This is a genomic window from Acinetobacter pullicarnis (assembly GCF_006352475.1).
In the GTDB taxonomy this organism is placed as follows: Bacteria; Pseudomonadota; Gammaproteobacteria; order Pseudomonadales; family Moraxellaceae; genus Acinetobacter; species Acinetobacter pullicarnis.
In genome coordinates, this window is the sequence record NZ_VCMZ01000001.1 from 1,129,843 (window position 1) to 1,143,527 (window position 13,685).

A 13,685-nucleotide genomic window follows, 5' to 3' on the forward strand; every position below is an offset into this window, starting at 1 on the left:
TGTCATATGCTCAGATTAGCTTTGGAAGGCATTGTCCTGAGCAACGCAGTAACTCAATTCGCGCAATCCTTCAGTCAAAATACCAAAATACACATAGATGCCTCACTGGCATTATGACTGAAGTGGCGCTGTTGATTCGATTAGAAGGAACATAACTTAAAAATTTATCACGCTAGGTTGTTTGGATACTTTTGAATAATAATTTTTGAAGTCAATTCTGCCTTGGTGCGAACGCCAAGTTTTTTCATTAAATTGGCTTTATGCACTTCCACGGTTCGATGTGATAAATCTAATTTTTTTGCAATTTCTTTGCAGGTGAAACCATTGACAATAAATTGTGTAATTTCCGACTCACGTTTGGTTAATTGCTGTTCAAACTGCTGATTTTTATCTTTACGTTCAAAATGCCAAATCATCAATTTAAACGGATCTTCAGGGGTTAGCGTGCGTCCGTGGGTGTGTGTCCAAAAGACCTCACCATTTTGATGTTGCATAAAACGTTGGTCAGAATAAAACAGACTTTTTTGTTGTTGCAGGCTTTGTAATGCGTCATTACCGATTTTTTCATAATCAGCCAAGCTTGGAAAAATCTTAATAATCGATTGTTCAATTAATTCCTCACGGCTATAACCAAATAAATGTTCAAAGGCTGCGTTCATTTCCATCATGCGCCGATAGCTCAGTACCACAATTGGAGCAGGGCAAAAGTCATAAGCTAATTTATTATAGTCCATCATCGTATCCATACGTATATTCCAAAAAACAGTTTATGGCAGTTTTTATAATACAGTCATATTAAATAGCCCGTAAATATAATTCATTTCTTTATAATAAAATAGCATTTAAAGCGACATTTAAAAACAATGTGATTGAAACTGTATAAATCGACTCTCTTTGTTTAGGTTAACTATAAGATTAAGGTTTTTTGTTTTACTTTGGTCTAGTCTGAAACTTATTTTTTATATAAGTTTTTGTATTCCAATGAATTTAGTCTGAATTAAAACTACTTAAGTAATTAAGTGTATTGACTGGTTTTTGAAAGTCAGACAAATTAATAAATATGGAATTCATATTTTATTAATGACTATATTTGACTCTAATCAATATATGGAATGACTTGTCTTTATATTTTAGATTCTAAATATAACTAAAATAATATGAATTGTGGGGTTAACTTAAGCAGAGTTACCCACCGTGTTTAAAGGATAAAAATACTTTGAAAGGATCGAGGTAGATATGGAGCAGATACAAGGAATTAATCAAAAAAACAAAAAAGTCCTCACATCGTCTCGCTGGTATTTCCAGTATGGTGGGCACTTCGATTGAGTGGTATGACTTCTTCATTTATGGTGCAGCAGCTGCGCTGATATTCAACAAACTATTCTTCCCAAATCTAGATCCGATGACCGGGGTATTGGCCGCGTTTGCAACCTATGCTGTCGGATTTATTGGACGGCCTTTAGGCGGCATTATTTTTGGGCACTATGGTGACAAAATTGGCCGTAAAGCCATGCTACTGACGACGCTGGTGCTGATGGGAATTCCCACCATTTTGATTGGCCTGTTGCCGACGTATGAATCGATTGGTTATTGGGCAGCAGTGATTTTGGTCATTTTGCGGCTCATCCAAGGGATGGCGATGGGGGGTGAATGGGGTGGTGCGGTATTGATGGCGGTTGAGCATGCACCGGAAGGCAGTAAGGGTTTCTGGGGCAGTTTACCGCAGGCCAGCGCTGGAGCGGGATTGATGCTGGCTTCTTTGGCTTTAGGTGCAGTATCACTTTTGCCTGAAGAAAGCCTGTTTAGTTGGGGGTGGCGTATTCCATTCTTGGCCAGTATTTTACTGCTTGGTGTGGGCTGGTACATTCGTGTAAAAGTACCTGAATCTCCAGATTTTGAGAAAGTAAAACATCAGGAAAAAGAAGTCAAAGTCCCAGCATTACAAGTTTTTAAAAATCACCCTCGTGAGCTAATTACCATCATCGTGGCACGTGCTGCGGAGAATGCATGGTTTTATATTGCCTCAACGTTTGCATTGGCCTACACCACCACCCAGCTGGGGATTCCAAGGCAATCCGTTTTATTTGCAATTGTTTGCGGTGCAGGCTTAGTTATTGTGGTGACGCCATTATGTGGCTACATCTCCGATAAAGTCGGTCAGCGTAATATGTTTATGTTTGGTCTATTGCTGTTGGCCCTATATTGCTATCCATTCTTTAGCATGTTGAATAGCCAAGATCCGGTATTGATTTGGGCGGCGCTAGTGATTGGTATTGGCGTTATTTTCCCGATTATGTATGCACCTGAATCGATGTTATTTGCCCGTCAGTTTCCAGCAGAAATTCGCTATAGCGGGATTTCCATTTCCGTACAATTGGCTGGCGTACTTGGCGGCGGTTTTGCACCAATGATCGCGACCAAACTATTAGGTGTCGGTGATGGAAGTCCAGATTTAATCTCGGCTTATATTATTGGCATGGCGGTGATTGCGATTATCTGTACCTTCTTTATGAAGAGCGATAAACAACATAAAGCAGAAGCATTATTGCGGCATAAAACCGCTCAACCTCAACAATCACATGCGGTGGAAACTGCAAGTATTAAAACCGTGATTGAATAATTACGCAGTCAGTGCAAGTGGAGTTTTTGCGCACATGACTGCACTGACCCCGTTTATAACCGTGCATATCAGGTTTATTTCAAGATCATTATTAGGGAAGCACGCAGATGAATCAGATTATTGGTCACTATATTTCAGGTCAGCATATTCAACAGAGCCTACGTTCAGGCCCGGTATTTAATCCTTCAACTGGTGAAGAGATCGCACGTTGCGCTTATGCGGATGTCAATACGGTCGATCTGGCGGTGCAGGCAGCAACCTCTGAGAATGCCAAAAAGTGGGCCAAAGCGTCACATGCAGCTCGTCTACAAGTGATTTATAAATTACGTGAATTGATGATTGCGGGTACGGATGAGCTGGCTGAAATTATTGGCCGTGAGCATGGTAAGACCATTTTAGATGCCAAAGGCGAAATTGGCCGTGCCATTGAAGGTATTGAGTTTGCGTGTAATGCACCGCAAGTGACCAAAGGGGAATATGCGCGTAATGTGGCAGGCGATATTGATGTATTTTCATTGCGTGTACCAGTCGGTGTCGTGGGATGCATTACTCCATTTAATTTCCCGATTATGATCCCCGCAGTGATGATGGCGATGGCGGTTTCAGTCGGCAATAGTATTGTTTGGAAACCCTCTGAAAAAGTACCGAGTGCGGCATTGTTCTTTGCCAAACTATGGAAAGAAGCAGGCTTACCCGATGATATCTTTAATATTGTGCAAGGCGATAAAGTCGCGGTTGATGCAATTTTAGAACATCCTGGCATTGCCGCCGTAAGTTTTGTTGGTTCGACTCAAATTGGGGAATATGTCTATCAAAAAGGCACATCTCACAATAAACGGGTGGCCTCATTTACCGGTGGGAAAAACCATATGGTAGTGATGCCCGATGCAGACTTGGAAGCAGCCGCCAATGCCTTTGTCTCAGCAGGTTTCGGCTCAGCCAGTCAGCGCTGTATGGCGGTCTCGTTACTGTTACCAGTGGGAGAAGAAACGGCCGTTAAATTACGTGAATTGGTCATTGAAAAAACCAAGGCGTTGACGATGGGTGCTTATAATGATCCTGCTGCTGATTTTGGTGCCGTGATCTCGGCACAGTCTCAGCAAGCTGTATTGAAAGCCATTGATCAATGTGTCGCGGATGGCGCAGAACTGTTATTAGATGGCCGAAGTTATCAACATCCTGAATATCCAAATGGTTATTATATTGGGCCAACATTATTTGATCATATTACGACGGAAATGGCGTTCTATAAGCAAGAAGTGTTTGGTCCTGCACGTGGCATTATCCGGGTAAATAGTTTAGATGAAGCGATAGAAGTGACGAATCGACATGATTTTGGCAATGGTTCAGTCATTTTTACCCGCGATGGTAAATCGGCCAATTGCTTTTTTATGGAAGTTGAATCGGGCATGATTGGAGTCAATGTGCCGGTACCTTTGCCTGTGAGTTATTTTAACTTCGGTGGGCTGCGTCGTTCTAAATTTGGTGAATCGCATTTGTATGGCCCTGATGCAGCTCGGTTCTATACCAAACTTAAAACCATTTCACAGAAATGGCCTGACGCAGAAGAGCAAAATCAAGCTTTGTCTTTGGCATTTAAGATTACATGATCGACACGACTCGGCTGCAAACGGTGTAAGATAGATTGCAGCCGAAAGATTGCGTATAACTCTTTACGACTTGATTTATCGAATATGATCAACACATACAACATCAATAGGAACTTTGGTTAATTACTTTGAATATAAAAGTGAGAGAAAGATCATGCTGATGCGTTATTTAGATTTAGCGCCTTATATGATCGGGGCAAAAACGGATCCCAAAGTACTCAATATTGGTTGGTTAGACGGGGCAAATGACTATATAAAAGGACAGCTTGATTTAAATCTAGTGCTCAAGTTATTAACCCTGACGCTATTTAATCTAGATCAACGTCCGATTAATAAACCATCTGGACGGCATGAGCATCCTCAAAATATTATTGTGCATACCATGCATATGATTGGCAGTCCGGTGAGTTGTCCATATTGTCAGAAGCCGATTCAACTGATTGATGATCAAAGTCGAGTAATGTATTTAGGAAAAAATGAAATGCGCCTTCCGAATGCAGATCGATCAGTGACCTTTAGTTTTCCAACACTGCTCTATCACTATATGGTTGAGCATTATTATTTACCACCAAGTGATTTTATTGATGCGTTGGCAGCTTTTGATTTAGGCAAGTCTTATGATTGTAAGCGGATGAGTTTTTAATCAGAGCTTGCTGCTTTTCATTACGCGTAACCGTATTTATATGTCCTCTAGCTTCACCAAGAAAATTGTACTGAAGATATAATCTTTTATGCAGGTCTGCATATTTTCAGTGTATTGTACGGGAATCAGTTTTTATTTTTTATTGGTATGACGCAAATTAATCTTAACCAAGCCCGAGTTCCTAAATATACTCCTATTCGAGACGCAATTGCCGATAAAATTGAATCAGGAGAGATTGTAGGTAATGCCAAACTACCTTCGGAGCGGATATTATCTGAACAGTTTAATACCACGCGGGTTGCAGCACGTGAAGCTTTACTTGCACTTGAAACGGATGGGTTAATTTACCGACTTGATCGACGTGGTTGGTATGTCCGCGCACCTCGAATTATTTATCAACCGCAATCGACCAAAAGTTTTAATCAGTATGTGCAAGAGCAGGGCTATATTCCCTCGACTAACTTAATTTCCGCAGAGTTAATGTCTGCGACGGCTTGGGATGCCAAGCATTTAAATATTAAAATCGATGATCCCGTCTATTCAATTTGGCGCCGCCGAAGTATTCAGGGCCGCGCTGTGGTGGTTGAACATTTAAGGATTAATGCGAGTTTGTTTCCCGAATTATTAGCACAAGATTTAGAACAATCGATCACCATCTTAATGGCCGAACGTTATCAGAGCTTTATTCAGCGTGCCGATATTCATTTATATCCAACGGCTTTGGCTGAAATGCAAGCGCGGGCCTTACATGTCAATGTCGGTGCTTTAGGCTTATATATTAGTCGACAAAATCGAGATCAACATGGCGTAATTACAGATATTGACCAAGAGTATTGGTTGCATGATGTTTTAGATTTGCACTTTGAAGCGCGTAAATAATACGCTGTAAGGTGCTTTTAAAAAACAAATATAAAATAAAATTATTTTAAAGTGGTTTATACCAGTTTAACCGATCTGTCATATAAAACTGTTGAAATACTGAATATCGCAACATCGCTCTCATTTGGGATTGCATATGAGTCAGTATTTTAAACGATCAATAAAAAAAGCTGGGCTTGGTTTATTAGGCCTGTCCACCGTGATATTCATTTGTGGTTGCAGCCATAATATTAATACTCAAAAAGAAGAAAATATCACGGTTTATACCTCCGTTGAATCAGACCAATTAAAACGTTATCAGTGGGAGCTACGTAAGGCCTATCCAGAACTTAAAGTGAAATGGGTACGTGATTCAACTGGGGTGATTACGGCAAAACTGTTGGCTGAAAAAAATAATCCCCAAGCTGATGTGGTTTTTGGTTTGGCATTGACCAGCTTGTTAGTGATGGAAGAAAAAAATATGTTGCAGCCCTATAAGCCATTGGGAGTGGAACATCTTAAAGCTGAATTCGTCAGTCAAAAAGCACAGCCGACTTGGACTGGAATGAATGCCTGGGAAGCGGCGGTCTGCGTCAATACTGTGGAATTAGCCAAGAAAAATCTACCCATACCGCGAAGTTGGCAAGATCTTGCCAAACCAATTTACAAAGATATGATTGTCATGCCAAATCCAGCTTCGAGTGGAACAGGCTATTTAGATGTCACAGCGTGGATGCAGATTTTTGGTGAAAAGCAGGCTTGGGATTATATGCAAGCGCTCGATAAAAATATCGCACAGTATGTTCATTCTGGTTCTAAGCCTTGCAAGATGGCGGCACAAGGTGAGGCAATTATCGGTATTTCCTTTGGTTATCCTGCATTTAAATTAAGAGCACGTGGCGCACCACTCGAAGTCGTTTATCCAACTGAAGGTTTAGGTTGGGAAATGGAGGCATCAGCTATTGTTAGTGGAACAAAAAATCTAAGCAGTGCAGAGAAATTTATTAATTGGAGTGTCAGTCAGGCCGCAAATGAAGCATATGCACAGAACTTCTCGATGGTGGCTTATCAGGGTATTGAAAGCAGCAATGAAGACTTCCCCAAAGATTTGGCACAACAACTGGTAAAAAATGATTTTCATTGGGCTGCATCAAGTCGTGATCAGATCGTGGCTGAATGGTCAAAACGTTTTGAAAAATAACAGTTCAAATGACAAAGCTGATTTTAAAACCAGAGATAAAAACCACATTTAAAAAATCGTATAGAGGCCGTATGCAAATTCCAATGCCATTCCAAGACTCAGCACAAGACACATCACATTTATTATCAACGCTGAAAACGTATGCTTGTGCGCAACAACAAGCAACGATTTTAGAAGTATTGGATATTCAAAAGCACTTTGAAAAATTCCAAGCGTTGAGTCATATTCATTTAGAGCTCAAAGCAGGGGAATTTGTCAGCTTTTTGGGACCTTCAGGTTGTGGTAAAACCACCTTGCTGCGGATTATTGCAGGATTGGAACAGCCGGATTATGGCAAGGTTATTAAAAAGGGGCAGGATATTACCCAACAAAGTGTTGAGAAACGTCGTTGTGGTATTGTTTTTCAAAATTATGCGTTATTTCCAAACCTAACTGTTGCTGAAAATATTGGTTTTGGACTGCATGCTAGACAATGGAGCCGAGTAGAGCGTAGTGCGCGTGTTCAGCAATTATTAGATTTGATTGAGCTTCCGAATATTGCGGATAAATATCCCAATCAATTGTCTGGTGGTCAGCAACAACGTGTTGCATTAGCGCGAGCAATTGCCCCTAAGCCTGATTTATTATTATTGGATGAGCCGCTTTCTGCACTCGATGCGCAAGTTCGTTTAACCCTGAGACAGAAAATTAAAACGATTCAGAAACAGCTGAACTTACCCACCATTATGGTGACTCATGATCAGGAGGAGGCTTTAAGTATTTCTGATCGTGTGGTGGTGATGAATCATGGCGTTATCGAACAAGTGGATACACCGCATAATATTTATTACAAGCCACAAACTCAGTTTGTTGCTCAGTTTATTGGCAGTATGAATTTTATAATGGCGGATTGTGTGGCTGCACATCAATTGCGGATTTTAAATCAGGCATCATTTGAATTTCCCAAGTTGAATTTACATAAAAAGCAGCCTTATATAATTGGTTTTCGTCCTGAAGCCATCCAGCTCTCCGCACAGTTTAAAGCAGATCCAGATGCAATGATCTTCCCTATAAAATTATTAAACTCAGAGTTTTTGGGAGCAAAGCGTCGTTTGTTTTGTGAAATTGATATGAATGCCTTAAATCAAATGACAGCTTCGACTTCAGTTGAAAATATACCATTCAATACGATGCAAGCTACAACTGAGACTGTTGGTGAAAATGCGCCAATTTTACAAATTGAAATTGAGAATGCAGCATTTCATCAAATTTGTTTGCAGCAGCAACATATTACGCAATTTGAAACACCAATGTATGCCTACGTGCCTAAATCAATGCTGCATGTTTTTAATCAGCAAGGATTGGCACTATGTTAAATCAAACTGCTGCGGCCATACTAAATAGTCAAACTCGGAAAAACATTCATTATTCATTGCGTTCAAATGTTGCATTATTCATTCTGGCAGTGGGTTTAAGTTTAGTGCTAATTGCACCGTTGATGGTTTTATTTCAAAGCGCATTTTATGATCAACAACAGCAGTTTGTTGGATTGGATAATTTCAAAGCTTATTTTTCCAATCCGGCTTTAATCAGCTCAGTTTTTAATTCATTTTGGATGGCATGTGTTGCAACCGTCATCACTGTGTTTCTTGCTAGTATTTATGCCTTTGCCTTAAGTAATGTACAAATTAAAGGCAAGGGTTTATTTAAGATGGTGGCATTTTTGCCGATATTAGCACCTTCATTATTACCATCCTTGGCACTGGTTTACTTATTCGGTCAGCAAGGAGTTTTAAAATCATGGATGGGGGCGAGCAGTATATATGGCCCGATTGGTGTGTTGATTAGTTATTGTTTTTGGCTGTTCCCCGCAATATTAATGTTGATGCTGGCCTCTTTTCGGAATGTTGATCAACGCCTGATTGAAGCCTCACAGTCTTTGGGTAAAAGTTTGTGGGCAACCCATTATGCCGTAACCCTACCTGCCATTCGTTATGGCTTGGTCAGTGCATGTCTGGTTTCATTTACTTATGTCTTGACCGACTTCGGTATTCCAAAGGTGATTGGTGGTGCATTTAATATGATGGCCTTGGATGTGTATAAGCAGATCATTGGTCAACAGAATATGAATATGGGGGCGGTCATATCAATCCTACTGCTATTCCCGGCGATTATTGCCTTTGCATTTGATTGGGTGCAACGTCAAAGGCAGATTCGTTATCAGAGTTTTCAGGTTCAGCCTTATATGGCAAGATCGAATCGAAAGTTAGAAATGGCGATGATGGTATTTTGTGGGGTTATTTCTACAGCGATTTTACTGATTATTATCACCGCAATATTGGCTTCATTCATTCGTTATTGGCCTTATGATTTGTCTTTAACCCTCAACCATTATCGCTTTGAGTATGTCGATGGTGGCTGGGATGCTTATTTTAACTCAATTAAACTGGCATTATTTAGTACGGTGCTCGGAAGTATCCTCGTCTTCACTGTGGCCTTATTAATTGAACGTTTTAAAACCATTCCGCTCATTAAAAACTATGTACAACTCTTGGTGTTATTGCCCTTGGCTGTGCCTGGTTTAGTACTCGGCATTGCCTATATTTTGTTTTTTAATCGCCCAGAAAATCCATTGAGCTTTTTGTATGGCTCACTGACTTTGTTGGTGATTTCAACCATTATTCATTATTACACCGTACCACATTTAACCTTGAGCAATGCCATTCAACAGATTCCGAAACAGTTGGATCAAGCTGCACAGACCCTTGGGGTTTCAAAATGGAAAATGCTCTGGAAAGTTTATTTACCGTTGTGCTTTCCAGCATTATGTGATGTTACGGTTTATGTCTTTGTAAATGCGATGACCACCGTATCTGCTGCTATTTTCCTATATTCACCAGATACCACTTTAGCCGCTGTTTCTATATTAAATATGGATGATGCCGGTGATACTGTCGCAGCCGTTGCCATGAGTATTCTGATTCTAGTCACCTCATGTGGGGTGAAACTCTTACATTGGCTATTCACTCGAAAAATCATGGCAAATAGTCAAGGCTGGCGTCAAAACAACAGCCAATAAATACCGTATTGATCGGCTTTTTAAATATAGCCATCGGCCTAATGCACATTAAATGTGTGAGTAAGCCGATGGTTTACAGGCTGAAAAGTGAGTTCTAGTGATTGGATTAGTCATCGCGAAAGATGAACAGAAGCATCGGTATAGACATCGATAAACATTCAAACAAATTCATAAATACGCAAGCCTATAAACAGATAAGTGATGAGTTCAGATGAGTAATAGAATCAATAAAACTGCAACATTTGATTTAATCGTGGTGGGAGCAGGTATTTTAGGATTATCGGCGGCAATTCAAGCTGCCCAGCATGGTTTAAAAGTTTGCTTATTTGAAAAAGATGCTGAAGCAGTGGGTGCAACCCGTCGTAATTTTGGCATGATCGGGACATCGACTTTGGCACATCCTGAAACGCAGTGGCGTGAATATGCTTTAAAAACCCGAACCTTTTATCAAGCGATTCAATTACAGACAGATATTTCTTTAAGGTCGCGTGCAAGTTTATATTTGGCCAATAACCCACTGCAATGGCAAGTTTTAAATGAGTTTGCACAGGCGGCCCAAGATTATCAAATTAACGCAAATGTATTGAGTCCTGCTCAACTCCAAACACAATTTAAGTATTTAAATCCTGCTGCAGCTTTTCAAGGCGGCTTAATGATTGAAGGGGATTATTCGATTGAGCCCACATTAATCGGCAAGCAGTTATTAGAGGTAGCACAGCATTTGGGTGTTGAAATTTATTGTCATGCCTGTGTGATTCAGACGCGTTCACAGCCGAACTATTGCGAAGCTCAATTGGCTTCGGGCGCGGTATTTCAAGCCCATAAAATACTAATCTGTCATGGCGATGCTGTGAATATTCTGTATCCCGACTTACTGCAAAAATTGGGTTTAAAACGTTGTGCGTTGCAAATGTTATTAACGCAACCATTTAGCACTCAAATGCAGGCCGATTTATATTCGGGATTATCTATTTCTCGCTATCCAGCATTTGAAATCTGTCCAAGCCATCGTGCATTACAACAGCAACTTTCCGAGCAACTGGTAATCGATTATGGCATTCATATTCTGATTAAACAAAATGCCCGTGGTGAGTTAATTGTTGGGGACAGTCATGAATATCATCCGATTGATGCTGCACCACAATTTCAACAGCGTGAACAGGTCAATCAATATATTCAAGATTATTGTCACAGTCAGATGGGGTTGCGCTTACCATCAATACAACAGCGATGGATGGGGTATTACCTTAGTCATGACAGTGAAATGGCGTGTGTCACTGAAGCCGAAAAGCATATTTATTTGGTGAGCGCAATTGCGGGCAAAGGGATGACGACGGGTCCAGGTTTTATTCAAGAAGTCTTAGAACAACATATTTTTTAAATTTTTAAATTAACTGCTTAATGTGTGATTTTAGATTTATTTATTTTAAAAAAAATGCAAAACTGTCATCTGGTTTAAACCAGATTATGGTAATTTAATAATATAAATATTGAGATCGGAACTGGATTGTTGCCCTTGTAGCGACAAACCAGCGCAAAAATGCAGATATTCAGAAAGGAAGTACAGCCATGAATAGTTATGATGACCTTGAAAATAAATACCTTCTCCTAACACCCGGACCATTATCAACGTCTGCAACGGTGCGCCGTGCAATGCACAAAGATTGGTGTACATGGGATCAAGAATATAACGGTTTGGTTGAAGAGATTCGCCATAAGCTGATTGCGATGGCAACGACCGAAGTTGATGATTTTACCGCGATATTAATGCAGGGTAGTGGCAGCTTTTCCGTTGAGGCGGTTTTGGGCTCAGTGATTCCGAAACAAGGCAAGTTATTGATTATTCATAATGGTGCCTATGGCACACGTATGATGCAAATGGCAGCCTGTCTCAATATTGAGTATTTCGACTTGGCCTATGCTGAAACACAAATGCCTGATTTGGAAGAAATTGAAACAGCCTTACTCGATCCTAGCATTACTCACGTGGCCTGTGTGCACTGCGAAACCACGACCGGTATTCTAAATCCAATCGCTGAAATTGGGCGTTTAGTGAAAGCGCAAAATAAAATTTGGATTGTCGATGCGATGAGTTCATTCGGTGGGGTTCCGATGGATATCGCAGCGCTTGAAATCGATTTCCTAATTTCCAGTGCGAATAAATGTATTCAAGGTGTCCCTGGTTTTGGATTTGTTCTAGCGAAGCGTCAGGTGCTGGAACAGTGCCAAGGTTTTGCACGATCAGTCAGTCTCGATCTCTATGATCAATGGCAAACCATGGAAAAACATCATGGAAAATGGCGCTTTACCTCACCGACTCATGTGGTACGTGCCTTTTATCAAGCCCTGATTGAACTGGAGCATGAGGGCGGTGTCACTGCACGTTATCAACGTTATTCCACCAATCAACAATGCTTAGCGGCAGGAATGCAAGCGCTAGGTTTTGAACGGGTACTGGATGAAACGTGTACGCAATCACCGATTATCAGCACTTTTTTATATCCACAAGATGTAAATTTTGACTTTTATGCATTTTATGAAAATTTAAAATCTGCAGGCTTTGTGATTTATCCGGGCAAGGTTTCCAATTTAGATTGCTTCCGCATTGGCAATATTGGCGAAGTTTATTTAAGTGACATAGAGAAATTATTAACAGCGATTGCAGCGTATTGCCAAAGCAATCTACATATCAAGGTATCAGCTTAAATAGTACTGATACTAATCAATACCGAACACGATGATTCAACATTTTATAGCGACTTAATAAGGAATAAGCACATGCCTACGGCAACAACACCATTACAAGCAATTATTTTTGATTGGGCGGGAACGACAGTCGATTTTGGATCACGCGCACCTATTTTAGCATTTATGGCATTATTTCAAGAGAATCAGATTGAGATTAGTATTGAAGAAGCGCGTGCACCGATGGGTTTGGAAAAACGTGATCATATTGCAGCAGTATTGAATATGCCGCGGGTGGCAGCAGTGTGGAAACAGGTTTATGGTACTGCGGCAACTGCACAAGATATTGATCGCTTATATCAAGATTTTATTCCGTATCAGCTAAAGAGCATTCCGAAATGTTCAGCCTTAATTCCAGGTGCATTAGAAACCTTCCAAGATATTAAACAGCGTGGCTGTAAAATTGGCAGTAATACTGGTTATGCCAGTATGATGATTGGTCAATTGCTTGCAGATGCCGCGGCTCAAGGTTATCAACCTGATTGCATTATTAGTGCTAGCGATGTAAAGCATGGACGTCCTTCCCCTGAAATGCTATGGAAGAATTTAATCGCACTCGATGTTTCGGATATTAAAGCCGTGGTAAAAGTAGATGATACTGTCGTAGGTATAGAAGAAGGGTTAAATGGTGGTTGTTGGACGGTGGCCCTTGCAGTCAGTGGCAATGAAGTCGGTTTAAGTTTTGAGGAATGGCAAGCACTGACGTTAGATGAGCAAAGCCGATTAAAGCAAAAAGCCTATGCCAAGATGAATGCATCTGGTGCGCATTATGTTATTGATAGTATTGCCGAATTACCTGCTATTTTAGATGATATTCAAGCACGTTTAAATGCCGGTGAAAAACCCTAGCATCCAGTTGCTAACGTGAATCAAAATATCTGTTTATGCTGATATTTTGATTTGCATTCTTTTATCAATATTCAAACTCGCTTTGTTTTATTGTGAAATTC

General features: G+C 40.4%; 10 protein-coding genes and 1 pseudogene. 10 read left to right on the forward strand and 1 reads right to left on the reverse strand.

What is annotated here, in order from left to right:
* Positions 1-167 precede the first annotated feature (167 nt).
* Positions 168-746 carry a LuxR C-terminal-related transcriptional regulator gene (locus tag FD716_RS04800; RefSeq protein ID WP_228714908.1) on the reverse strand — a complete coding sequence of 193 codons (579 nt, stop codon included), beginning with the start codon at positions 744-746 and terminating at the stop codon, positions 168-170.
* 490 nt (positions 747-1,236) lie between these two features.
* Between FD716_RS04800 and FD716_RS04805 the strand changes: the two are divergent.
* From FD716_RS04805 to phnX, 10 genes and pseudogenes are all read left to right on the forward strand, one after another.
* Positions 1,237-2,620: pseudogene (locus FD716_RS04805) on the forward strand (MFS transporter); the annotation flags it as partial.
* A 107-nt stretch (positions 2,621-2,727) separates the two neighbouring features.
* Positions 2,728-4,230 carry a CoA-acylating methylmalonate-semialdehyde dehydrogenase gene (locus FD716_RS04810; RefSeq protein ID WP_139851219.1) on the forward strand — a complete coding sequence of 501 codons (1,503 nt, stop codon included), beginning with the start codon at positions 2,728-2,730 and terminating at the stop codon, positions 4,228-4,230.
* A 154-nt stretch (positions 4,231-4,384) separates the two neighbouring features.
* A complete protein-coding gene (locus tag FD716_RS04815) occupies positions 4,385-4,873 on the forward strand; it encodes a DUF7919 family protein (RefSeq protein ID WP_139851220.1) in 489 nt (162 codons plus the stop codon).
* 156 nt (positions 4,874-5,029) lie between these two features.
* On the forward strand, positions 5,030-5,752 hold the full coding sequence (locus FD716_RS04820) for a UTRA domain-containing protein (RefSeq protein ID WP_228714981.1): 723 nt from the start codon (positions 5,030-5,032) through the stop codon (positions 5,750-5,752).
* Positions 5,753-5,888: 136 nt separating this feature from the next.
* Positions 5,889-6,932, forward strand: coding sequence for a putative 2-aminoethylphosphonate ABC transporter substrate-binding protein (locus tag FD716_RS04825; protein ID WP_139851222.1), 1,044 nt, complete (start codon positions 5,889-5,891; stop codon positions 6,930-6,932).
* 71 nt (positions 6,933-7,003) lie between these two features.
* Positions 7,004-8,287: an ABC transporter ATP-binding protein gene (locus FD716_RS04830; protein WP_139851223.1), complete on the forward strand. Its 1,284-nt coding sequence runs from the start codon at positions 7,004-7,006 to the stop codon at positions 8,285-8,287.
* A complete protein-coding gene (locus FD716_RS04835) occupies positions 8,281-9,990 on the forward strand; it encodes a putative 2-aminoethylphosphonate ABC transporter permease subunit (protein ID WP_139851224.1) in 1,710 nt (569 codons plus the stop codon). The genes FD716_RS04830 and FD716_RS04835 overlap by 7 nt, the downstream gene beginning before the upstream one ends.
* A gap of 211 nt (positions 9,991-10,201) precedes the next feature.
* Positions 10,202-11,371 carry a TIGR03364 family FAD-dependent oxidoreductase gene (locus FD716_RS04840; RefSeq protein WP_139851225.1) on the forward strand — a complete coding sequence of 390 codons (1,170 nt, stop codon included), beginning with the start codon at positions 10,202-10,204 and terminating at the stop codon, positions 11,369-11,371.
* Positions 11,372-11,559: 188 nt separating this feature from the next.
* The gene (phnW, locus tag FD716_RS04845) at positions 11,560-12,696 is read left to right on the forward strand and encodes a 2-aminoethylphosphonate--pyruvate transaminase (protein WP_139851226.1); all 1,137 of its coding nucleotides are present in this window, start codon (positions 11,560-11,562) and stop codon (positions 12,694-12,696) included.
* A 72-nt stretch (positions 12,697-12,768) separates the two neighbouring features.
* Entirely contained in the window at positions 12,769-13,584 is an 816-nt protein-coding gene (gene phnX / locus FD716_RS04850) for a phosphonoacetaldehyde hydrolase (RefSeq protein ID WP_139851227.1), read from the forward strand.
* The last annotated feature ends 101 nt before the right edge of the window (positions 13,585-13,685 follow it).

What these genes read in the sequence shown, in the direction of transcription:
- FD716_RS04840 (WP_139851225.1), top strand. Translation starts at nt 10,202, where the DNA reads ATGAGTAATAGAATCAATAAAACTGCAACATTTGATTTAATCGTGGTG.
- phnX (WP_139851227.1), top strand. Translation starts at nt 12,769, where the DNA reads ATGCCTACGGCAACAACACCATTACAAGCAATTATTTTTGATTGGGCG.
- FD716_RS04830 (WP_139851223.1), top strand. Translation starts at nt 7,004, where the DNA reads ATGCAAATTCCAATGCCATTCCAAGACTCAGCACAAGACACATCACAT.
- FD716_RS04825 (WP_139851222.1), top strand. Translation starts at nt 5,889, where the DNA reads ATGAGTCAGTATTTTAAACGATCAATAAAAAAAGCTGGGCTTGGTTTA.
- FD716_RS04800 (WP_228714908.1), bottom strand. Translation starts at nt 746, where the DNA reads ATGGATACGATGATGGACTATAATAAATTAGCTTATGACTTTTGCCCT.
- phnW (WP_139851226.1), top strand. Translation starts at nt 11,560, where the DNA reads ATGAATAGTTATGATGACCTTGAAAATAAATACCTTCTCCTAACACCC.
- FD716_RS04810 (WP_139851219.1), top strand. Translation starts at nt 2,728, where the DNA reads ATGAATCAGATTATTGGTCACTATATTTCAGGTCAGCATATTCAACAG.
- FD716_RS04835 (WP_139851224.1), top strand. Translation starts at nt 8,281, where the DNA reads ATGTTAAATCAAACTGCTGCGGCCATACTAAATAGTCAAACTCGGAAA.
- FD716_RS04815 (WP_139851220.1), top strand. Translation starts at nt 4,385, where the DNA reads ATGCTGATGCGTTATTTAGATTTAGCGCCTTATATGATCGGGGCAAAA.